Consider the following 20295-nt stretch of genomic DNA (forward strand, 5'->3'; position numbering starts at 1 on the left):
CCGGCTCAGCGATCCACTTCGCCGAACACGAGGTCGTAGGTACCGATCATGGCCACCACGTCGGCGAGCATGTGGCCGCGCACGATGGTGTCCATGGATGACAGGTGGGCAAAGCCCGGGGCGCGCAGGTGCACGCGGAACGGCTTGTTGGCGCCGTCGGAAACCAGGTAGCAGCCGAACTCGCCCTTGGGCGCCTCAACCGCGCAATAGGTCTCCCCGGCCGGCACGCAGTAGCCCTCGGTGAACAGCTTGAAGTGGTGGATGAGCGCTTCCATGTCCTGCTTCATCTCGACCCGCGACGGCGGCGCCACCTTGAAGTTATTCACCATCACCGGGCCCGGGTTGGCGCGCAGCCACGCCACGCACTGCCGGATGATGCGGTTGGACTGGCGCATCTCTTCCACGCGCACCAGGTAGCGGTCGTAGCAGTCACCGTTGACGCCGACCGGGATGTCGAAATCCATCTCGGCGTACTTCGCGTAGGGCTGCTTCTTGCGCAGGTCCCACTCGACGCCCGAACCACGCAGCATCGCGCCGGTCATGCCCCACTGCTGGGCCAGCTCCGGGCTGACCACGCCGATGCCGACGGTGCGCTGTTTCCAGATGCGGTTGGTGGTGAGCAGTTCCTCGTACTCGTCGACCTTCGACGGAAAGTCAGCGGTGAACGCGTCGAGAAAGTCGAGCATCGAGCCTTCGCGCCAGCTGTTGATGCGCTTCAGGTCGGCACCCTTGTGCCACGGCGACTCGCGGTACTTCGACATCTGCTCCGGCAGGTCGCGGTAGACGCCGCCCGGACGGTAGTACGTGGCGTGCATGCGCGCGCCCGACACCGCCTCGTAGACGTCCATCAGTTCCTCGCGTTCGCGGAACGCGTACAGGATCACCGCCATCGCGCCCAGGTCGAGCGCGTTCGAGCCGATCCACATCAGGTGGTTCAGGATGCGGGTGATCTCGTCGAACATGGTGCGGATGTACTGCGCCCGCTCCGGCGCCTCGATCCCCAGCAGGGTCTCGATCGCGCGCACGTAGGCGTGCTCGTTGCACATCATCGACACATAGTCGAGCCGGTCCATGTAGCCGATCGACTGGTTGAACGGCTTGGACTCGGCCAGCTTCTCGGTACCGCGATGCAGCAGGCCAACGTGCGGATCGACGCGGACGATGGTCTCGCCGTCCATCTCCATGATCAGGCGCAGCACGCCATGCGCGGCCGGATGCTGCGGGCCGAAGTTCATCGTGTAGTTGCGGATTTCCTGCATGCTCAATTCTCCCGCCAGTGGTCGGCGGCTTCGGCCCTGGCCTGCATCAGGTCGGCATCGTCACGGATGGTGCGCGGTACCAGCACGCGCGGCTCGATCGACACCGGCTCGTAGATCACCCGCTGCTGCGCGGGGTCGTAGCGCACCTCGACGTTGCCGACCAGCGGGAAGTCCTTGCGGAACGGATGGCCGACGAAACCGTAGTCGGTGAGGATGCGGCGCAGGTCGGGATGGCCATCGAAGATGATGCCGTAGAGGTCGAACGCCTCGCGCTCGAACCAGTTCACGCCCGGCCACACCGGGGTCAGCGACGGCACCAGCGGCAGGCTGTCGTCCGCGCAGAACACGCGCAGGCGCAGGCGGCGGTTGTGTTCGATCGAGAGCAGCTGGATCACCGCGGCGAACCGGCGCGGCTCGTCCCCGCCGTTGTTGCGCGGACGTCCGGCCCAGTCGAAACGACCCTGCGCCTGGCCTTCCACGCCGCGCGAGAAACCGGTGCCGGAAACCGTTTCGGTATCCCACTCGACCTGGCCATAGCCGAGGTAGTCGATGCCGCACAGGTCGATCAGCTCGCTGAAGCGGAACGCCGGCTCGTCGCGCAACGCGGTGGCCACCACGAGCAGGTCGGCAGCGGCCAGCTCGGCGACGGTCTCGTTGCGCACGGTGGTGATGGCCAGCGTATCGCCGAATCGCGCGGCGAGCTGCCCGGCCAGCGAGGTCTTTTGGGTGTCGGTCATGGACTGCGCCTTCGGAAACGTGCCAATCAAGAGCGCGCGATGGTGCTGGTGCGGCGGATCTTCTTCTGCAACTGCAGGATGCCGTGGATCAACGCCTCGGCCGTGGGCGGACAGCCCGGCACGTAGATGTCCACCGGCACGATGCGGTCGCAGCCGCGCACCACGGAATAGGAATAGTGGTAGTAGCCGCCGCCGTTGGCGCAGCTGCCCATCGAGATCACCCACTTCGGCTCGGGCATCTGGTCGTAGACCTTGCGCAGCGCCGGGGCCATCTTGTTGACCAGGGTGCCGGCCACGATCATCACGTCGGACTGGCGCGGGCTGGGGCGGAAGATCACGCCGTAGCGGTCCAGGTCCAGCCGCGACATGCCGGCGTGCATCATCTCCACCGCGCAGCAGGCCAGACCGAAGGTCATCGGCCACATCGAGCCGGTGCGCGCCCAGTTCATCAGCGCGTCGATGCTGGTGGTGGCGAAGCCACGCTGCACTACCGGGTTGTCGCCCGCCGGCCGCAGGATGTCATCGACCAGGTTCAGCGGCTCCGGGTTGTGCATCACCCGGCTGATGGAATCCATCACTCCCATTCGAGCGCTCCCTTCTTCCACACATAGGCGAAACCGACCACCAGCAGCAGCAGGAACAGGCCCATCTCGATCAACGCGACGAGGCCGATCTGCTTGAACACCACCGCCCACGGAAACAGGAAGGCGATTTCCAGATCGAAGATGATGAACAGGATGGCGAGCAGGTAGTAGCGCACGTCGAAGCGCATGCGGGCGTCCTCGAATGCCTCGAAACCGCACTCATAGGGCGAGAGCTTCTCGGATTCGGGGCGACGCGGCCCGGCCAGCAGGCCGATGACCAGCAATGCCACACCAAGGCCGACGGCGACGCCGATGAACAACAGGACAGGCCAGTATTCGGCAAGCACGATGCAACTTACCTCCGCGCCAGGGGCGCATCAGTGACCGCGGGGATTTGCATCCAGCAACGCACGGTCCGGCGACTTCCATTCGGCAGGCCGACGCGGCCACGGGCCTTCCGGCCATGCCTGCAGGCTCTGCCGCCGCGCGCAGGCATCCGATGTTTCGCGGAATGGATCCGCGAATCCCGCCATTGTATCAGTGCGCATGGGCACAACAAGCCTTGACGACCGATGTGATGCGCATTAACACCCGGCTGCGTGCAGACGGAATGATGACGGCATCACATGGTGTGGGTGGGACGCTCGGAGGTCAGCGTGCCGGCCAGGATGTTCTCGATCCGGCTGCGGGCGGCTTCGGCATCGCCCGATTCGTTGAAGTGGATGCCGACACCCGCGGTGCGGTTGCCCTGCGCGCCGACCGGGCTGATCCAGACCACCTTGCCGACCACCGACAGACGCTCGGTCTCCCCGGCCAGGGTCACCAGCAACACCACCTCGTCACCCAGCGAATAGGATTGCGCCGTCGCCGCAAACAGGCCGCCATGCTTGAGGAACGGCATGTAGGCGTTGTACAGCGAAGCCGCATCCTTGATTTTCAACGAGATGATGCCCTGACGGGCAGCCATGGGTTTCATGCTGGGCTCCTGCCGGGCGCCGGAACCGCCCGATCGACGAGACCGATCTTAGAGGCTGCGCCCCACCGGCACCACCGTCACGATGCTTCGGCGAGAACAGTTCGGTCAACCGGCCTGCACGAGGTCCGCCGTCGCACCGGATGTTCGGCCCGGCAGCTCGCACCAGCCCCAGTGATCGAAGATCCACGGCGAGTGCAGGGTCAGCGCCAGCCGCACGAAGCGGGGATGTTCCGTTGCGGCCGGCGGCAGATGGAAACAACCGGCCTGGTCGCGCTGCAGCGGGGCGTCGCGCCAGCGCCAGCTGTGCACGCCCGCCGCACTGGCCACGGTGAGCCGCAACCGCGGCCGCAACCACACCGGCGGTCGCCACGGCAACGCCGTCGCGGCGCCGGACGGCGTTGCCGCCACGTCGGCATAGCGCTCGGGACGGGTGGCAAGCCGGGACAGGCGCTTGCCACTCAGGGCCATCTGGCTGCGATGCGCCGCCAGCGCCGCACGCTTGTTCGCCGACTGTGCCGCCGTGCCGCGGATTTCAACCGGGCGGTGATTGCCTTCCCGGCCGTGCACCAGGTACGCCAGCAGTGCCGACGGTCGCGCCTGCCCGGCCAGCGCCAGGCGCACCAGCACGTGAGCGGCGCCATGGTCGGGATGACGATCCGACAGCGCCGGAACCGCCACCAGGTCGGGGTGGAACTCGTCGATTGCCGTGGTCAGCGTCGCCATCGCCATGCCGTCCGCCTGCAGCAGCACCTCGGTGAGGCCCATGTCCGGCCAGCCCAGCGACTGCAGCGCCGGTTCCGGCACGCCGAGACTCTGCAACGCCTGCAATACCTCCGCATGGCGCCGCCGACCCCAGCGGCGGCGATCGGCCACACCGATCAGCAGGCGCCGTTCCAGCCAGCGCTGCGGCCATGGATTGTTGTCGCCCGCCGTCAGCAGCAGGATCCGCACTTCACCGCCTGCCGCACGCACCTGCTGGATCAGCAGGCCCGTCCCGATGGTTTCGTCGTCCGGGTGCGGCGCCACCACCAGCAAGCGGGTAGCCGCGGAAAAAGGCGGCAGCCCGCCGGCTCGATCCATCGCCGGCGACACGCTGGCGTGCGCTCCGCTCACCGCCATTGCGCCAGCAGTTCCAGCAGCAGCAGGTCGGCGCGCAACGGGCCGCGCAGGCCCTCGCGGCTGCGGTTGGCCGCGTCGTACCAGTGGCCCAGCGCCTCGACGTCCAGCGCACTGGCCAGCGGCCCGTTGCCCGGCAGCGAGCGCGCCCTGATCTCGTCGGCGGCGGCCTGCGCGGCGAACCACAGCCGCTGCGCCGGCTCGCTGTCCAGCCAGCGCTTGACCACCTCGGTCGGCTGGCCGCGGCCCGCGGCCAGCGCGGCCAGGTCCCGACGCACTTCCTGGCGTCGTTCCAGCGCGCCCTCCCCGGCCCAGGCCCTGGCCAGGCCGGGGTTGCCGCCGGCGGCGGCGAGTGCCGCCGGCGCATCGCGCACGCCTTCGGCCTGCAGCCAGGCCAGCGCCTCCGCCGTGGCGGGCAATGGGAACTCGATCCGCTGGCAGCGGCTGCGGATGGTCTGCGGCAGACGCCACGGCGCATCGGCCAGCAGGATCAGCATGGTCTGCGCAGCTGGTTCCTCGAGGGTCTTCAGCAACGCGTTGGCAGCGGCCGGGTTCATCGCGTCGGCCGGGTCGATGAGCGCCACCTGCCAGCCGCCGAACTGGCTGCTCATGGCCAGCCGTGCCGACAGTTCGCGGATCTGGTCGACCACGATCTCACTGCGCTGCACGCCGTCCTTGCGCAAACCGAAGCTCAACGTGACCACGTCCGGATGCGACCCGGCGGCGAGCAGCAGGCAGCTGCGGCAATGCCCGCAGGCGTCGCCGGCCGCCGGCTCGCTGCACAACAGGCCCTGCACGAAGCGCTGTGCGAACGCGCGCTTGCCCAGGCCCGCGGCACCGCACAGCAGCAGGGCGTGCGGCAGCGCCTCGCGCTGCCGTCGGGCCTGCAATCGCGCCCAGTGTTCGGCGTGCCAGGGCGGCCCGTTCATGCCTGCGCCTCTCCAAGCCACGGCGCCAGCGCCCGGATCGCGGCCTGCAACACGGCCGCCGGCGACTGGCTGGCATCGATCACCCGGAAACGCGCCGGCTCGGCTGCGGCGCGCTCGCGATAGCTGGCACGCACCCGCTCGAAGAACGCATCCGCCTCGACCTCAATGCGGTCGGCGTCGCCGCGGCCGGCGGCACGGGCGCGGCCAGTCGCCACTGGCAGGTCGAGCAGCAGGGTCAGGTCGGGTTTTACGCCGGCGCAGGCCCAGCGCTCCAGTTCCGCGATGCGCTCCGCCGGCTGGCCGCGGCCGCCCCCCTGGTAGGCGTAACTCGCATCGGCAAAGCGGTCGCACAGCACCCATTGCCCCGCCGCCAGCGCCGGCTCGATCACCTCGCGCACCAGCTGCGCACGCGAGGCGAACATCAGCAGCAGTTCGGTCTCGGCAGCCAGCCCATGCCGGGCCGGGTCGAGCACGATCGCGCGCACCGCCTCGCCCACGTCGGTGCCGCCGGGCTCGCGCGTCTGCACCAGCGCGAGGCCATGCCGTTCGATGTGCTCGCGCAAGCCTGCCAGCAAGGTGCTCTTGCCGGCGCCCTCGCCGCCTTCCAGGCTGATGAATGTTCCGCGCGCAGTGGTCATCGGCAGCGCTTCCGCTGGTAGCAGTCGACGTTGCGATTGTGTTCCTCCAGCGTGCGCGAGAACACGTGGCCGCCGTCGCCCCGGGCCACGAAATACAGTGTGTCACCATCGGCTGGATGCAGCGCCGCCACCAGCGCCGGCTTGCCCGGCAGGGCGATCGGCGTCGGCGGCAGGCCGGCACGGGTATAGGTGTTGTACGGCGTGTCGGTGGTGAGGTCGCTCTTGTGGATGTTGCCGGCGTAGTTCGCGCCCATGCCGTAGATCACGCTGGGGTCGGTCTGCAGCAGCATATGGTTCTGCAGGCGTCGCAGGAACACGCCGGCGATCTGCGCGCGCTCGTCCGGGCGGCCGGTCTCCTTCTCCACGATCGAAGCCAGGATCAGCGCCTCGTACGGCGTGGCCAGCGGCAGATCGTGCGCGCGTCCTGCCCACAGTTCATCGAGCGTCTTCACCATCGCGGCATGCGCGCGGCGGAGGATGTCCAGGTCGCCGTCACCCTTCACGTAAGCGTAGGTCTCGGGCAGGAAGCGGCCTTCCGGCATTTCGCCGCCGGCGCCGATCTTCTGCATGATTGCGGCATCGTCCAGCCCGGCGCTGTCGTGGCTCAACTTCTCGGCCCTGGCCAGCGCCTGGCGCAGCTCGGCAAAGGTCCAGCCGTCGACAATGGTGAAATTGCGCTGCAGCACCTTGCCGGCCGCCATGTTCGCGAGCAGCCGGCGCGGCGTGATGCCGGGCTCCAGCGCATATTCGCCGGCATGCAGCCGGCCGGCGACGTGCATCTGCCAGGCCAGCAGCCGCCAGTACCACGGGCTGGCCGTGCTGAACCCGCGCTGGCGCAACTCGCCCACGATCGCCTTGAAGCTGCTGCCGCGGCCGACGTCGATGCTCTCGCCCTGCGCCGTCACGTTCAGCGGCGCGGTTCCGAAGCGGGCGTAGTCGTTCCAGCCATAGGCCAGCGCGCCGGCAGCCACCAGCAGCACGATCAGCAGCAGCCATCCATGCCTACGCGTCGGTTTGTCACTCATCCGCCCCGCTCCATCGAAAATCCCAGGTTGCACCAGTGTTGCTGCAGCTGGCGGGCCGTCGCGCCCGGTGCATAGTTGCGGTCATCCAGCGAATGTACCGGCACGATGCCGCGCACGCTCGAACTGAGGAAAACCTCGCTGGCGCCACGCAGCATAGCCAACGTCAGCTCGCCGGTCCGCGCCTGCGGGCACACCGCCAGCACTTCGGCACGAGCCACGCCGGCCACGCCACAACGATCCAGCGCCGGTGTCAGCAGCTCGCCGTCGACCACCGCGAACAGGTTGGCCATGGTTGCCGAAATCACCCGCTCGCGGGTATCGAGCAGCACGCCTTCGACGATCGCCGGATCGTTCCATTCGGCACGCGCCAGCACCTGTTCCAGCCGGTTCAGGTGCTTGATGCCGGCCAGCAGCGGCTGTTCCGCCAGGCGCAGGTCGCAGACGCGCAGGCGCACGCCTTGCGCGTAGGCCGCGGCGGCGACCGGCGGCGGCACGAACGCAGCCACCACCCGGGTCGGTCGCGGCGATACCGGCAGGGCGTAACCGCGCTCCCCCGCGCCGCGTGTGATGGTGATGCGCACGACCGACTGCGGCATGTCGCGGCTGACCTGCAGCGCCTCGCGCCATAGCAGCGCCGGATCGGGCGCCGGAATGCGCAGGCGCGAGCAACCCTCCAGCAACCGTTGCATGTGGCGCATCCACAGCGGCGCCGCCGCGCCGACGAGGCGGATGCTTTCGAACAGGCCGTCGCCATAGGCCAGCCCGCGATCCAGCGCCGATATCCGTTCCGCCGCGACACCATCGACCAGCATGCGTGCCGTCATCAACCCGGCACTCCCAGCGCACGCAGCAGGCCGCGCGCCTTGGCGCGGGTCTCGTCCAGCTCGCTCGCCGCCACCGAATCGGCCACGATGCCGGCGCCCGCACGCAGGCTGACTTCGTCGCCGGCCAGGGTCAGGGTGCGGATCAGGATGTTCAAGTCGAGCTCTCCGTTGCGATCGAGATAGCCCAGTGCACCGGTGTAGGCGCCGCGCGGCGCATCTTCCAGCGCGGCGATGATTTCCATGCAGCGCACCTTGGGACAACCGGTGATGGTCCCACCGGGAAACGTGGCGGCGATCACCTCGCCCGGCGTCACGTCGGCGCGCAGGCGCCCGCGTACATTGGAGACGATGTGGTGAACGTGGGCGTAACTCTCCACCACCATCAACTCGTCCACCTCGACCGTGCCCGGCACGCAGACGCGGCCGAGGTCGTTGCGCTCCAGGTCGATCAGCATCACGTGTTCGGCGCGCTCCTTCGGGTGCGCGCTGAGTTCGCGGATGCGCGCCAGCTCGTCGTCGCCGGGCAGCCGTGGGCGCGTACCGGCGATCGGCCGGGTCTGCGCCACGCCGCCGCGCACCTCGACCAGCCGCTCCGGCGAGGAGCTCGCCACCGCCCAGCCCGGCTGCTGGAACAGGCCGGCGAAGGGTGCCGGATTGGCCCGGCGCAACGCCGCATAGAGCGCCGACGGCGCGGGCGGCGGCGCATAGCGCGCCCGCCAGGCACGCGACAGGTTCACCTGGAAGATGTCACCGGCGTGCAGATGCTCGTGGATACGCGCCACGCCGTCGAGGAACCGCTGTGGCGCATCCTCCTCCCAGGCGACCGGGGCGGCCAGCGGCGGAATCGGCGACGCGGCGGCGAGATCGGCTTCCAGCACATCGAGCAGGTGCTCGTGGCCGGCCTCGGCGACCAGGATCGTGCAATCGCGTCGATGGTCGACGATTGCCGCCACCGGGCAACGCACGGCCAGCGCCAACGGAATGGCGTGAGGTGCATGCAGCCGCAGCGTCGGCTCGATCTCACCGGCCAGCTCGTAGGCCAGCAGCAGCACCCAGCCGCCATGGAACGGCAGCTCGTCGTGCTCCGGTGGCAGGCGCTCGGCCTGCCAGGCGGCATCCAGCGCATCGAGGAAACGCCCTTCGCGCGCGGCACCCGTGCCGTCGCGCAAGCTGCCGTCGGTGTGCAGGGTCAGCCGCTGGCCCGGAAACGCGAACAGGATGTCGTAGCGCGACTGCGCCGTGCCATGCACCACGCTTTCCAGCAGGCACGGATAGCGGCCGGGAAATGAAGCGGCCGGCGCGAGCAGGTCGCGCCTGCCGTCCAGAGTACGGCGATGGCAGGTCACGCTCAGACGCGGCGGAAAGCCAGCGTACCGTTGGTGCCGCCGAAGCCGAACGAGTTGGAGATCGCCACGTCGAGCTTCGCCTCGCGCGCGGTGTGCGCCACGAAGTCGAGGTCGCAGCCTTCGCCCGGTTCGTCCAGGTTGATCGTCGGCGGCATCACCTGGTCGCGCAGCGCCAGGATGCTGAAGATCGCCTCGACGCCGCCGGCCGCGCCGAGCAGATGGCCGGTGGTGGACTTGGTCGAACTCATCGCCAGCTTGTAGGCGTGGTCGCCGAACACCCGCTTGGCCGCCATCACCTCGCCCAGGTCGCCCAGCGGCGTGGAGGTGCCGTGCGCGTTGACGTACTGCACCTCGGCCGGATTGAGGCCGGCGTCGTCCAGCGCGGTCTGCATGCAGCGCGCCGCGCCTTCGCCGCCCTCGCTCGGTGCGGTCATGTGGAACGCATCGCCGCTCATGCCGAAGCCGACCAGTTCGGCGTAGATGCGCGCGCCGCGGGCCTTGGCGAATTCGTATTCCTCCAGCATCAGCACGCCGGCGCCGTCGGACAGCACGAAGCCGTCGCGGTCCTTGTCCCATGGACGGCTGGCCCTGGTCGGCTCGTCGTTGCGGGTGGACATCGCCTTGGCCGAGCAGAAGCCGGCCATCGCGGTGCCGGTGGTGGCGAACTCGGCGCCGCCGGCGATCATCGCGTCGGCGTCGCCGTACTGGATCATCCGCGCGGCCAGGCCGATGTTGTGCGCGCCGGTGGTGCACGCCGTGACGCAGGCGATGTTCGGCCCCTTCAGCCCGAACATGATCGACAGCTGGCCGGAGACCATATTGATGATCGAGCTCGGCACGTAGAACGGCGATACCCGGCGCGGCCCCTTCGCAGCCAGTTCCAGCGTGGTGGCTTCGATCGTATACAGGCCGCCGATGCCGGCGCCGACCGCCACGCCGATGCGCGGCGCGTTCGCCTCGGTCACTTCCAGCCCGGAATCGCGCAGCGCCTGGGTGCCCGCCGCCACGCCGTAGTGGATGAACGGGTCCATCTTCTTGACGTCCTTCGCCGGCATCCATTCGGCCGGATCGAAGCCGCTGACCTGGCCGGCGATGCGCGTGGAATAAGCGGAAGTGTCGAAATGGGTGACCGGACCGATCCCGCTGACGCCCTTGAGGACACGTTCCCAGGCGCTGGCGATGTCGTTGCCGACCGGCGAAATGATGCCCATGCCGGTCACTACCACACGTCGCTTGCTCATGCTGATGTTCCTTACGTGATTGCGTGTTTCTGCCGTTGCCGGCAGCCGTCCCGCGCAGGGAGCGGGGAACGCAGCCCGCTCGTGTCCGGCGGGCGGGCCGCTCACCATACGGGATCGGACGTTACAAATTGCAGAAACGAAAACTGCGCCAAGATGGCGCAGCGTTCGGTGTCACCGCGTGGACGGATCGATCCGCACGAAGCAGGCCGGCCCGGTCGGCGGCGATCGATTCCGTGACGATCAATCCTTGGAGTGGGCCTTGATGTAATCGACGGCCTGCTGCACGGTGGTGATCTTCTCGGCGTCCTCATCGGGAATTTCGGTCTCGAACTCTTCCTCGAGCGCCATCACCAGTTCCACCGTGTCCAGCGAATCTGCGCCCAGATCGTCCACGAACGAAGCGTTCGCCGTGACTTCATCTTCCTTCACGCCCAACTGCTCGACGACGATTTTCTTGACGCGCTCTTCGATGGTGCTCATGTTGCCCATACCTCTCAAGGAGTAATTGATTTGTCTGTGCCGGCGCGAGGCCCGCAAAAGGCCGGCGCATTGTAGTGGCTAAACCGCGAAGCCGCCACGATTGGCCGATGACGAAGGCATGCCGCCCCCCATGATCGGCGCGAAAGCGCAATTGTCGCCTAAAACGGGGCCGCTGGCGACAACTGCATCCAGCTGTCCTACGGCATGTACATGCCGCCGTTGACGTGCAGGGTTTCCCCGGTGATGTAGGCCGCCGCCGGCGAGGCCAGGAAGCCCACCGCCTTGGCTATGTCCGTTGCCTCGCCCAGCCGGCCCAACGCGATCTGGCCGAGCAGCGCCTGCTTCGATTCTTCCGGCAGCGCGCGGGTCATGTCGGTGTCGATGAAGCCCGGCGCCACCACGTTGACGGTGATGCCGCGGCTGCCGATCTCGCGCGCCAGCGACTTGGAGAACGCGATGATGCCGGCCTTCGCCGCGGCGTAGTTGGCCTGGCCGGGGTTGCCGGTGAGGCCGATCACCGAGGCGATCGAGATGATGCGGCCCTTGCGCGCCTTCATCATGCCGCGCAGCACCGCCTTGGACGTGCGGTAGACCGAGGTGAGGTTGGTGTCGAGGATCGCCTGCCAGTCCTCGTCCTTCATGCGCAGCAGCAACTGGTCGCGGGTGATGCCGGCGTTGTTGACCAGGATCGAGACCGCGCCGAACTCCTTCGCGATCGCGTCAACCAGGCCCTCGACCGCAGCGCCGTCGGTGACGTTCAGCACGCGGCCGTGGCCGCCGTGCGCGGCCAGCCGCTCGCCGATCGCGGCCGCGCCGCCTTCGCTGGTGGCGGTGCCGATCACGGTGGCGCCCATCGCCGCCAGCTCGTCCGCGATCGCCGCGCCGATGCCGCGGCTGGCGCCGGTGACCAGCGCGATTTCACCTTGCAGTGGTTTGCTCATGGGAATCGTTCCTTCGGGAATCGGGAAATCTGTGCTCACGCCCATTCGGCGCGGGCGGCGTCGAGTTCAAGGGGGCTGCCGATCGCGCGCGCCTCGATGTTCTTGTCGATGCGCTTGATCAGGCCGGCCAGCACCTTGCCCGGGCCGCATTCGGCGATGCGCGTGGCGCCGCCGGCGGCGAGCTCCTGCACGCATCCGGTCCAGCGCACCGGCAGGTACAGCTGGCGCTGCAGCGCGCCGCGGATCTCCTCCAGCGTGGCGTAGCTCGTCGCCTCGGCGTTCTGGATCACCGGAGTCGACGGCAGCTGCCAGTTCAACCTGGCCATGCGCTCGCCCAGCCGGTCGGCGGCCCCGCGCATCAGCATGCAGTGCGAGGGCACCGACACGGCCAGCTTGATCGCCTTCTTCACGCCCAGTTCGGCCAGCCGGACCAGTGCGCGATCGACCGCCTCGGTGTTGCCGGCAATCACCAGTTGTCCCGGCGAGTTGTAGTTGGCCGGCGCCACTACCTGCCCTTGCGCCACTTCCTCGCACACCTGCGCGATCTGCGCATCGTCGCCACCGAGGATCGCCGCCATCGCGCCCACGCCGGCCGGCACCGCCGCCTGCATCAGCCGGCCGCGCTCGGCCACCAGCGCCGCCGCGTCATGCAGCGACAGCGCGCCGGCGCAGACCAGCGCGCTGTATTCGCCGAGGCTGTGGCCCGACAACTGCGCCGGACGCGCCCCGCCGAGCTTGTTCCACACGCGCCACGCCGCCACGCTGGCCGCCAGCAGGGCCGGCTGGGTGTTCTCGGTGCGGTTGAGCTGCTCCTCCGGCCCCTGCTGGCTCAACGCCCACAGGTCGACTCCGGCGCCTTGCGAAGCCTCGTCGAACGCGGCCCGCACCTCGGCGTGCGCCGCGGCCAGGTCAGCCAGCATGCCGACCGACTGCGAGCCCTGGCCGGGAAAAACGAAAGCGAGCGGAGCGGAAGCGGAAGCGGAACTCATGGATACGCGGATCCCGGTCGACGAAAACCGCCATGGTGCCAGCATCGCCGCCCATACGCAGCTGTATTCAGTATTTTCCGGGACACAAAACACGATGCCGCCCGTGTGGGCGGCATCGTGGCGAACGATCGAACGATCGGCGACTCAGTAGCGCAGCAGCGCCGAAGCCCAGGTGAAACCGCCGCCGAACGCTTCCAGCAGCAGGTTCTGGCCACGCTGCACCTTGCCCGAGCGCACCGCGTAGTCCAGCGCCAGCGGCACCGAACCGGACGAGGTGTTGGCATGCTTGTCGACCGTCACGATGACGCGATCCATCGACATGTTCAGCCGCTTCGCGGTGGCCTCGATGATGCGCAGGTTGGCCTGGTGCGGAATCAGCCAGTCCACCTGCGACTCGTCCATGCCGGCGGCCTGCAGGGTCTCGCCGACCAGCGAGTCGAGCGTCTTCACCGCGACCTTGAACACCTCGCGACCGGCCATATGGATGCGCACACCGTGGCCCGGCTCGTCCTTGAAGCCGACCGACACGCCGACCGGGTTGTACAGCAGTTCCTTGTAGCCGCCGTCGGCATGCAGGCAGGTGGCGTAGATGCCCGGCTCGCTGGACGCCTCCAGCACCACCGCGCCGGCACCGTCGCCGAACAGCACGCAGGTCTCGCGCTCGTTCCAGTCGACCATCCGGGTCAAGGTCTCGGCGCCGATCACCAGCACCTTCTTCGACTGCCCGCTGCGGATGAACTTGTCGGCCACGCCCAACGCGTAGACAAAGCCCGAGCAGGCCGCGTTGACGTCGAACGCGGCGCAGCCGTTCGCGCCGAGGCGGTGCTGCACCAGGCAGGCGGTGGACGGGAAGATGATGTCCGGCGTGGTCGTGCCCAGCACGATCAGGTCGAGCTCGGAAGCCTTGACGCCAGCCGCCTCCAGCGCCTGCTGCGCGGCGCGGAAGGCCAGATCGCCGGTGGTCTCGCCGGGGGCCGCGATGTGCCTCTGGCGGATGCCGGTACGGGTACGGATCCACTCGTCGCTGGTGTCGACGATCTTTTCCAGGTCGGCGTTGGTTACCACGCGCTCCGGCAGCGCGCTACCGGTGGCGATGATGCGGGAGTAGATCTGGGCCATTCAGCTGTCCATCGAACGTAAACTGGGATTGAACGCCCCGAACGGCGCCAGCGCAACCGCCTGATACGGCATTTGCGGTGTTCATTAACGCAAAACGGCGCGTCGCCGCGCCGTCTCGCATGATCGCGTCGGGGAACCCGGGGCTCCGCGAGGACGATCAGTCCTCGACCGACACCGCGCCCTTGGTCTCGACCACTTTCTTGCCGCGATAGTAGCCGTCCTTGGTGACGTGGTGGCGCAGGTGCACTTCGCCACTGGTCGGATCGGTGGACAGCTGCACGGTCTTCAGCGCGTCGTGCGCGCGACGCATGCCGCGGGTGGACGGGGTACGGCGGCTCTTGGCAACGGCCATGGTAGTTCTCCAGCTGAAACCTGATGATTGAAACCAGGATGATCTGTTGCGACATGACCCGGATCGGACGAGCCGGGTCGGTGGTTACTTCTTCAGTTCGCGCAGTACCGCGAACGGATTCTCGGAACGCCCCTCGCCGGCAGGATCCGGGTCTTGGCCTGTCACTTCGTCGGGCAGGCTGCTGCCCGGATTGACCGGAACCAGCGGCAGCGCCAACAGCAATTCGTCTTCTATCACATCCGCCGGATTCAACCGGCCGTCCTCGGCCACCAGCAGCGGTTCGCAATCCGGTGGCAGGCCGGCCTCGTCGCGCTCCTGCCTGATCAGGCCAAGCCGGGTATCGACCGCCATCGGCAGCACGAACGGTTCCAGCGTACGCTGGCAAACCAGCGACAACGACGCCCGGACCCGCACGTCGACGTAGCTGATTCCCAGCTCGTCGCGCCCGAAATCCAGTTCGAACTGCAGCTCGCCATCGGTGCTCGCCAGCATCTTGCTCAGCCGGGACATGGCCGCGATGGGTAGCGTTCCCTCGAACGAACGCCGCGCCGAGACCATGCGCCAAGCGTCCACGGACTCTGGCAGTGTCACGGACATAATCGCGGAATGTTAGGTTCGACTTCACCCGAAGTCAACTGGCACGATGCCCGCCGGCCGGGAGCCTGCCCTGTCGGACGCTCGATTTTGCCTGATCCGCCCCCGATGCGGCAGACTGGATTTCCTTACCCGCCCGAGCCATCGCCCTTGGATCTTTACCTCATGCTCGGCGCCGCCGTGTTGCTGGTGCTGCTGGTTGCCCTGGCCGGCGGCAGCCTGGTGTGGCGTCGACGCCAGGCCCGGCGCAGCAGCAGCCTCCAAACCCTGCTCGACCTGGCCGACCGGCTCGAAACCGACCTGAAGACCTGCCGCAGCGGCCTGCAGCAGGCACATGCGGTGATGTCGCTCAATCCCGACCTGCCCGCCGCCAGCGAACAGGATGCACGGCACGCGACCGACGCCGGCCTGCGCGCCCTGCTGCAGCAGCGATTGTGGATCCGCGACCGCTCGCCACGCGCCAGCCAGCACGAGCTGGACGAGGCCGCCGCCGCGATGCGCGGCACCCGCGATCGCCTGCAACCGTTGCTGCTGGCGCTCAGCCAGGCCCAGACCGACCTGAACAGCGCGATGCGCGAACACATCCGGCGCGACTCGGACACATGACGGCGAACCCTCCCGTGCCCCGCATCGTGCTGGGCTCGACTTCGCGCTACCGCGCCGAACTGCTGCGCCGGCTGCTCCCGGATTTCGAACAGACCGCGCCCGGCACCGACGAAATCCCACGGCCGGGCGAGGCGCCCGCGGCACGCGCCCTGCGCCTGGCGGTCGCCAAGGCCGAAGCGGTCGCGCGCGAGTACCGGAATGCGCTGGTGATCGGCTCCGACCAGGTCGCCGAGCTCGACGGACTGGTCCTCGACAAGCCTGGCAGCGCCGGGCGTGCCCGCACCCAGCTGGCGGCCAGTTCCGGCCACGACGTGCATTTCCATACCGCGCTATGCCTGCTCGATACCCGCGATGGCCGCCGGCACACCCACGTCGACCATACTCGCGTGCGTTTCCGCGAACTGGACACGGCGGAAATCGCCCGGTACGTCGAACGCGAACAGCCGCTGGACTGCGCCGGCAGCTTCAAGTGCGAAGGCCTCGGCATCAGCCTGTTCGAGGCGATCGACAACCACGACCCCAGCGCGCTGATCGGCCTGCCGCTGATCGCGTTGGCACGGCTGCTGCGCGAGGCAGGCATCGAGCTGCCCTGAGCCACGGCTACACTGCGTTTCACCCATCGCCACCCGCACGCCGGATCCCCATGTCAGCGTTGACCCAGCCCCACGACGAACCCCTGCAGCAGCGACTGGACGCCGCGATGGCCCAGGTCAACCGCGTGCTGCTGGGCAAGCCGCGCCAGGTGAAGCTCGCCTTCACCTGCCTGATCGCCGGCGGCCACCTGCTGCTGGAAGACGTGCCCGGCGTGGGCAAGACCACCCTGGCGCATGCGCTGGCGGCCACCTTCGCGCTGGAGTTCCAGCGCGTGCAGTTCACCAGCGACCTGCTGCCGTCGGACATCATCGGGGTCAGCGTGTACGAGCGCGAGACCGGCCAGTTCCGCTTCCACCCCGGCCCGATCTTCACTGGGCTGCTGCTGGCCGACGAGATCAACCGCGCCAGCCCGAAGACGCAGAGCGCGCTGCTGGAGGCGATGGCCGAGAGCCAGGTCACCGTGGACGGCCAGACGCATGCGCTGGCGCAGCCGTTCTTCGTGGTCGCCACGCAGAACCCGCTGGACCTCAACGGCACCTTCCCGCTGCCCGACTCGCAGCTCGACCGCTTCATGCTGCGGCTGTCGCTGGACTACCCGGACGCCGCCGCCGAACGCGCCCTGCTCACCGGCTCGGACCGGCGCGACCTGCTGGCCCAGCTCGTTCCGCAACTCGACGGCAGCGCCCTGCTCGCGCTGCAGCGGCAGGCGCAGGCGATCACCGCCAGTACCGCCCTGCTCGACTACCTGCAGGGGCTGCTCGCCGCCAGCCGCCGACATGCCGACATCCGCGTGGGCCTGTCGCCGCGGGCCGGCCTGGCCCTGCTCGGCGCCGCGCGCGCCTGGGCCCTGCTCAGCGGCCGCGGCCACGTGCTGCCGGAGGACCTCCAGGCACTGTTCGTGCCGCTGGCCGCGCATCGCCTGCTGCCGGTGCGCGGCGCCAACGGCGACACGCTGGCGCGGCAGCTGCTGGCCGAGGTGGCGGTGGATTGATGCGCGACCTGCTGCAGCAGCTGTTGCGACGGGCCGAGCGCCGACTGCCCGCGCTCACCCGCTACCGTCGCCCGGAGGGCCTGCCGATCGAATTGCACCGGCGCCGCATCTACATCGTGCCGACCGGCTTCGGCCTCGGTTTTTCCGTGTTGCTGCTGGTGATGCTGGTCGGTGCACTGAACTACGCGAACAACGCCAGCCTGCTGCTCACCTGCCTGCTCGGCGCGGCCAGCGCGGCCAGCATGCTGGTGGCCTTCCGCAGCCTCGACGGCCTGCGCCTGACCCACATCCGCGCCGGCCACGCGGTCGCCGGCCAACCACTCGAACTCGCCCTGGCGTTCGATTCCAGCCGCCCGCGCAACGCCGTCCGCATCGACCTGGGCGACCGCACGACGGCCTTCGCACTCGATGGCCAAGCCACCGCCGAGGTGAAACTGGGACTGCCCACCACGCAGCGCGGCTGGCAGCCGCTGCCGCGGCTGCGCGTGTGGAATACCTGGCCACTGGGGCTGTTCCATGCATGGAGTTGGCTGCATCCGGAGCAGTCGGTGCTGGTATGGCCGCGGCCGGAAGCCGCCGGGCCACCTCCCCGCGCGCCCGCCGAGGACGCCAGCCACATGCGCCTGCACCGCGGCGATGAACTGGCCGCGCTGCGCGATTACCGCGCCGGCGATCCACAGCGGCGCATCGCCTGGAAAGCCAGCGCCCGCCACGCCAACCTGCTGGTGAAGGATTTCGAGCAGCCACAAAGCCAGCCGCAGTGGCAGCTGGACTGGCGCCAGCTCGGCGAACTGGACCACGAAGCGCGCATCGCCCGCCTGGCACGCTGGGTGAACGAGGCACAGGCCCGACGCAGCCAGTACAGCCTGTGGCTGCCCGGCAACGAGATCGCCAGCGGCAGCGGGCCGCTGCACTACGCGCGCTGCATGAACGCGCTGGCGCAACTGCCATGACCCCGCCGGCGCCGCGCCGAAAATCGCCCGAGCGGCCGATCGACGCCCGCACGTTCGACCTGCTCGGCCTGACCATGGCATTGGTGCTGGGCCTGCATGCGCCGCACATGCCCTGGTGGCTGGTCATGGCCCTTGCGCTGATCCTCGGCTGGCGCTGGTGGCAACGGCGGCACCGCGCTGGCCGCGTACCGGGCTGGCTGAAGCTGCCGCTGCTCGCCCTGCTGACGCTGACCGTGATCGTGCAGTACGGCAGCATTTTCGGCCGCGAACCGGGCGCGGCGCTGGCGGTCGGCCTGCTGGTGCTGAAACTGCTGGAAACCGAGACTTCGCGCGACGTCCGCGTCGGCATCAGCTTCGCCTGCTTCGCCCTGATGGCCGCGCTGCTGTTCGACCAGGGCCTGGTCGCCAGCGTGGTGGTCGCGCTGGGCCTGCTGCCCGCGCTGGCCACCTTGCGTGCACTGGAACCGGGGCAGCTGCCGGCTGCCAGCCTGCCGCACGCGTTGCTGCCGGCGCTGGCGCTGATCGCGGCGGCCCTGCCGCTGGCCCTGCTGGCCTTCCTGCTGGTGCCGCGGCTGAGTTCGCCGCTGTGGGGCGCGCCCTCGCCGAACCAGGCCCGCACCGGCCTCAGCGACAGCATGACGCCGGGCAACTTCACCGACCTGCTCACCGACGACCACCCCGCCATGCGGGTCAGCTTCGATGGTGCGCCACCGCCGGCCGAGCAGCGCTATTTCCGCGCCTACGTGATGTGGAACTTCGACGGCCGCGCCTGGCGCTATTTCGATCCCCGCCACGCCAGCCCGCAGGAACCGGTGCCGGTCGAGGCCGCCAGCGCGATCCAGTACCAGATCAGCCTGCAGCCCACCCACCAGCGCATGCTGCCGGTGCTGGACGTGCCCTTGCAGGCACCGCCCCGGGCCACCCTGCAGACCGACCGCGAAGTGATGGCCGACAAGCCGGTCAACGATCCGCTCAGCTATTCCGTGCGTTCCGCCCTGCGCTACCGGTTGCAGCCCTCGCTGGACGAACGCTCGCGCCGCCTCGGCCTGCGCCTGCCGGAGGGTTTCAATCCGCGCACGCACGCCCTGGCCGCGCAATGGCGGCAGCGCTACGGCAGCGACGACGCGGCGATCGTGCAAGCGGCGCTGGCCCTGTTCCGCGACGGCGGTTTCCGCTACACGCTGGCGCCGGCGCCGCTGGGCCGCGACTCGGTGGACGACTTCCTGTTCGACACCCGCGAGGGTTTCTGCGAGCACTATTCGTCGGCGTTCACCGTGCTGATGCGCGCCGCCGGCATCCCGGCGCGGGTGGTCACCGGCTACCAGGGCGGCTACTGGAACAAGCTGGGCAGCTACCTGCTGGTGCGCTATTCCGACGCCCACGCCTGGAGCGAGGTCTGGCTGGCCGGGCGCGGCTGGGTGCGTGTCGACCCCACCGGCGCGGTGCGCCCGGAACGGGTTTCGCTGGGCGCCGCGGCCGCCGCCGGCAACCAGCTGGCCTGGTACCGCAACGACTGGCTGCAGGGCCTGCGCAATCGCTGGGATATCGTCAACCGCTGGTGGGGTCAGGGCGTTATCGATTTTGATGCGCTACGCCAGCGCGGCCTGCTGACGCCATTCGGCATCCGCGATACCGATACGGCGACGCTCGGCGTGCTGCTGGCGATCAGTAGCGTGCTGTTCATCGCGGTCGGGCTGGCGTGGGCCTTGTTGCGGCGACAGCCACGCGACCCGCTGCGCGATGCGCTGCGCGAGCTGGAGCGGAAGCTGGCACGCAAGGGCATCGCGCGTCGCCCGGCCGAAGGCCCGCAGCACTACCTGAGCCGCGCGGCCCGGGCGCTGCCCGGCCAGCGCGACGAACTGGCAAGCCTGACGAGGAGTTACCTGGAACTGCGTTATGCCCACAACGAACCGCCCACTGAACCATTGCGCGCATTCCGGCGCGCCGTGCGGGATTTCCGCATCGTCAACGTGGTCAAATAAGAGCCGACGCGACGGCACA

General features: G+C 69.0%; 23 protein-coding genes. 5 read left to right on the forward strand and 18 right to left on the reverse strand.

The annotated features are described in order from the left end of the window. Positions 1-5: 5 nt before the first annotated feature. The 18 genes from AC1Q5A_RS08400 to AC1Q5A_RS08485 all read right to left on the reverse strand — a co-directional run bounded on the left by AC1Q5A_RS08400 (position 6) and on the right by AC1Q5A_RS08485 (position 15114). A complete protein-coding gene (locus AC1Q5A_RS08400; protein WP_492700111.1) occupies positions 6-1259 on the reverse strand; it encodes an NADH-quinone oxidoreductase subunit D in 1254 nt (417 codons plus the stop codon). Positions 1260-1261: 2 nt separating this feature from the next. Then, positions 1262-1996, reverse strand: a complete 735-nt coding sequence (locus tag AC1Q5A_RS08405) for an NADH-quinone oxidoreductase subunit C (protein ID WP_492700113.1) — start codon at positions 1994-1996, stop codon at positions 1262-1264. A gap of 26 nt (positions 1997-2022) precedes the next feature. Further along, a complete protein-coding gene (locus tag AC1Q5A_RS08410; protein WP_114342441.1) occupies positions 2023-2580 on the reverse strand; it encodes a NuoB/complex I 20 kDa subunit family protein in 558 nt (185 codons plus the stop codon). Further along, on the reverse strand, positions 2571-2927 hold the full coding sequence (locus tag AC1Q5A_RS08415) for an NADH-quinone oxidoreductase subunit A (protein WP_114342439.1): 357 nt from the start codon (positions 2925-2927) through the stop codon (positions 2571-2573). The genes AC1Q5A_RS08410 and AC1Q5A_RS08415 overlap by 10 nt, the downstream gene beginning before the upstream one ends. Positions 2928-3202: 275 nt before the next feature. Next, a complete protein-coding gene (locus AC1Q5A_RS08420) occupies positions 3203-3556 on the reverse strand; it encodes a PilZ domain-containing protein (protein ID WP_492700115.1) in 354 nt (117 codons plus the stop codon). A 105-nt stretch (positions 3557-3661) separates the two neighbouring features. Continuing rightward, on the reverse strand, positions 3662-4675 hold the full coding sequence (locus tag AC1Q5A_RS08425; RefSeq protein WP_492700117.1) for a PIG-L deacetylase family protein: 1014 nt from the start codon (positions 4673-4675) through the stop codon (positions 3662-3664). Next, a complete protein-coding gene (gene holB, locus AC1Q5A_RS08430; protein WP_492700119.1) occupies positions 4666-5601 on the reverse strand; it encodes a DNA polymerase III subunit delta' in 936 nt (311 codons plus the stop codon). Before holB ends, AC1Q5A_RS08425 begins: the two co-directional genes overlap by 10 nt. Further along, positions 5598-6239, reverse strand: coding sequence for a dTMP kinase (gene tmk / locus AC1Q5A_RS08435; RefSeq protein WP_492700121.1), 642 nt, complete (start codon positions 6237-6239; stop codon positions 5598-5600). The genes holB and tmk overlap by 4 nt, the downstream gene beginning before the upstream one ends. Beyond that, the gene (gene mltG / locus AC1Q5A_RS08440; RefSeq protein WP_492700123.1) at positions 6236-7264 is read right to left on the reverse strand and encodes an endolytic transglycosylase MltG; all 1029 of its coding nucleotides are present in this window, start codon (positions 7262-7264) and stop codon (positions 6236-6238) included. Before mltG ends, tmk begins: the two co-directional genes overlap by 4 nt. Continuing rightward, positions 7261-8088, reverse strand: a complete 828-nt coding sequence (gene pabC, locus AC1Q5A_RS08445; RefSeq protein WP_492700125.1) for an aminodeoxychorismate lyase — start codon at positions 8086-8088, stop codon at positions 7261-7263. Before pabC ends, mltG begins: the two co-directional genes overlap by 4 nt. Next, a complete protein-coding gene (locus AC1Q5A_RS08450) occupies positions 8088-9434 on the reverse strand; it encodes an aminodeoxychorismate synthase component I (protein ID WP_492700127.1) in 1347 nt (448 codons plus the stop codon). The genes pabC and AC1Q5A_RS08450 overlap by 1 nt, the downstream gene beginning before the upstream one ends. 2 nt (positions 9435-9436) lie before the next feature. Further along, complete coding sequence (fabF, locus tag AC1Q5A_RS08455) at positions 9437-10675, reverse strand: beta-ketoacyl-ACP synthase II (RefSeq protein ID WP_492700129.1); 1239 nt, start codon at positions 10673-10675, stop codon at positions 9437-9439. Positions 10676-10915: 240 nt separating this feature from the next. Then, entirely contained in the window at positions 10916-11155 is a 240-nt protein-coding gene (acpP, locus tag AC1Q5A_RS08460; protein WP_007513179.1) for an acyl carrier protein, read from the reverse strand. A 197-nt stretch (positions 11156-11352) separates the two neighbouring features. Next, a complete protein-coding gene (gene fabG, locus AC1Q5A_RS08465) occupies positions 11353-12096 on the reverse strand; it encodes a 3-oxoacyl-ACP reductase FabG (RefSeq protein ID WP_492700131.1) in 744 nt (247 codons plus the stop codon). A gap of 35 nt (positions 12097-12131) precedes the next feature. Then, a complete protein-coding gene (fabD, locus tag AC1Q5A_RS08470; protein WP_492700133.1) occupies positions 12132-13085 on the reverse strand; it encodes an ACP S-malonyltransferase in 954 nt (317 codons plus the stop codon). A 144-nt stretch (positions 13086-13229) separates the two neighbouring features. Beyond that, positions 13230-14204, reverse strand: a complete 975-nt coding sequence (locus AC1Q5A_RS08475; protein ID WP_492700135.1) for a beta-ketoacyl-ACP synthase III — start codon at positions 14202-14204, stop codon at positions 13230-13232. Positions 14205-14361: 157 nt separating this feature from the next. After that, a complete protein-coding gene (gene rpmF, locus AC1Q5A_RS08480; RefSeq protein WP_068091089.1) occupies positions 14362-14556 on the reverse strand; it encodes a 50S ribosomal protein L32 in 195 nt (64 codons plus the stop codon). An 84-nt stretch (positions 14557-14640) separates the two neighbouring features. Further along, positions 14641-15114: a YceD family protein gene (locus AC1Q5A_RS08485; RefSeq protein ID WP_492700194.1), complete on the reverse strand. Its 474-nt coding sequence runs from the start codon at positions 15112-15114 to the stop codon at positions 14641-14643. A gap of 186 nt (positions 15115-15300) precedes the next feature. Between AC1Q5A_RS08485 and AC1Q5A_RS08490 the strand changes: the two genes are divergently transcribed. The 5 genes from AC1Q5A_RS08490 to AC1Q5A_RS08510 are packed head-to-tail and all read left to right on the forward strand — an operon-like array spanning position 15301 to position 20276. Then, positions 15301-15756 carry a hypothetical protein gene (locus tag AC1Q5A_RS08490; RefSeq protein ID WP_492700137.1) on the forward strand — a complete coding sequence of 152 codons (456 nt, stop codon included), beginning with the start codon at positions 15301-15303 and terminating at the stop codon, positions 15754-15756. Then, entirely contained in the window at positions 15753-16349 is a 597-nt protein-coding gene (locus AC1Q5A_RS08495) for a Maf family protein (RefSeq protein WP_492700139.1), read from the forward strand. The genes AC1Q5A_RS08490 and AC1Q5A_RS08495 overlap by 4 nt, the downstream gene beginning before the upstream one ends. Before the next feature lie 50 nt (positions 16350-16399). Next, complete coding sequence (locus AC1Q5A_RS08500; protein WP_492700140.1) at positions 16400-17341, forward strand: AAA family ATPase; 942 nt, start codon at positions 16400-16402, stop codon at positions 17339-17341. Beyond that, positions 17341-18294: a DUF58 domain-containing protein gene (locus AC1Q5A_RS08505; protein WP_492700141.1), complete on the forward strand. Its 954-nt coding sequence runs from the start codon at positions 17341-17343 to the stop codon at positions 18292-18294. The genes AC1Q5A_RS08500 and AC1Q5A_RS08505 overlap by 1 nt, the downstream gene beginning before the upstream one ends. Next, the gene (locus tag AC1Q5A_RS08510) at positions 18291-20276 is read left to right on the forward strand and encodes a transglutaminase TgpA family protein (protein ID WP_492700143.1); all 1986 of its coding nucleotides are present in this window, start codon (positions 18291-18293) and stop codon (positions 20274-20276) included. The genes AC1Q5A_RS08505 and AC1Q5A_RS08510 overlap by 4 nt, the downstream gene beginning before the upstream one ends. Positions 20277-20295 lie beyond the last annotated feature (19 nt).

The sequence above is a fragment of the Rhodanobacter sp. GW835-FHT13D09 genome (assembly GCF_058793995.1).

Excerpts from the sequence above, each read along its gene's own strand:
- fabF (WP_492700129.1), bottom strand. The coding sequence starts at position 10,675 with ATGAGCAAGCGACGTGTGGTAGTGACCGGCATGGGCATCATTTCGCCG.
- holB (WP_492700119.1), bottom strand. The coding sequence starts at position 5,601 with ATGAACGGGCCGCCCTGGCACGCCGAACACTGGGCGCGATTGCAGGCC.
- tmk (WP_492700121.1), bottom strand. The coding sequence starts at position 6,239 with ATGACCACTGCGCGCGGAACATTCATCAGCCTGGAAGGCGGCGAGGGC.
- AC1Q5A_RS08495 (WP_492700139.1), top strand. The coding sequence starts at position 15,753 with ATGACGGCGAACCCTCCCGTGCCCCGCATCGTGCTGGGCTCGACTTCG.
- AC1Q5A_RS08475 (WP_492700135.1), bottom strand. The coding sequence starts at position 14,204 with ATGGCCCAGATCTACTCCCGCATCATCGCCACCGGTAGCGCGCTGCCG.
- rpmF (WP_068091089.1), bottom strand. The coding sequence starts at position 14,556 with ATGGCCGTTGCCAAGAGCCGCCGTACCCCGTCCACCCGCGGCATGCGT.
- mltG (WP_492700123.1), bottom strand. The coding sequence starts at position 7,264 with ATGAGTGACAAACCGACGCGTAGGCATGGATGGCTGCTGCTGATCGTG.
- fabG (WP_492700131.1), bottom strand. The coding sequence starts at position 12,096 with ATGAGCAAACCACTGCAAGGTGAAATCGCGCTGGTCACCGGCGCCAGC.
- AC1Q5A_RS08420 (WP_492700115.1), bottom strand. The coding sequence starts at position 3,556 with ATGAAACCCATGGCTGCCCGTCAGGGCATCATCTCGTTGAAAATCAAG.
- AC1Q5A_RS08410 (WP_114342441.1), bottom strand. The coding sequence starts at position 2,580 with ATGGGAGTGATGGATTCCATCAGCCGGGTGATGCACAACCCGGAGCCG.
- AC1Q5A_RS08500 (WP_492700140.1), top strand. The coding sequence starts at position 16,400 with ATGTCAGCGTTGACCCAGCCCCACGACGAACCCCTGCAGCAGCGACTG.
- acpP (WP_007513179.1), bottom strand. The coding sequence starts at position 11,155 with ATGAGCACCATCGAAGAGCGCGTCAAGAAAATCGTCGTCGAGCAGTTG.
- pabC (WP_492700125.1), bottom strand. The coding sequence starts at position 8,088 with ATGACGGCACGCATGCTGGTCGATGGTGTCGCGGCGGAACGGATATCG.
- AC1Q5A_RS08425 (WP_492700117.1), bottom strand. The coding sequence starts at position 4,675 with ATGGCGGTGAGCGGAGCGCACGCCAGCGTGTCGCCGGCGATGGATCGA.
- AC1Q5A_RS08405 (WP_492700113.1), bottom strand. The coding sequence starts at position 1,996 with ATGACCGACACCCAAAAGACCTCGCTGGCCGGGCAGCTCGCCGCGCGA.
- AC1Q5A_RS08510 (WP_492700143.1), top strand. The coding sequence starts at position 18,291 with ATGACCCCGCCGGCGCCGCGCCGAAAATCGCCCGAGCGGCCGATCGAC.
- AC1Q5A_RS08505 (WP_492700141.1), top strand. The coding sequence starts at position 17,341 with ATGCGCGACCTGCTGCAGCAGCTGTTGCGACGGGCCGAGCGCCGACTG.
- AC1Q5A_RS08485 (WP_492700194.1), bottom strand. The coding sequence starts at position 15,114 with ATGGTCTCGGCGCGGCGTTCGTTCGAGGGAACGCTACCCATCGCGGCC.
- fabD (WP_492700133.1), bottom strand. The coding sequence starts at position 13,085 with ATGAGTTCCGCTTCCGCTTCCGCTCCGCTCGCTTTCGTTTTTCCCGGC.
- AC1Q5A_RS08400 (WP_492700111.1), bottom strand. The coding sequence starts at position 1,259 with ATGCAGGAAATCCGCAACTACACGATGAACTTCGGCCCGCAGCATCCG.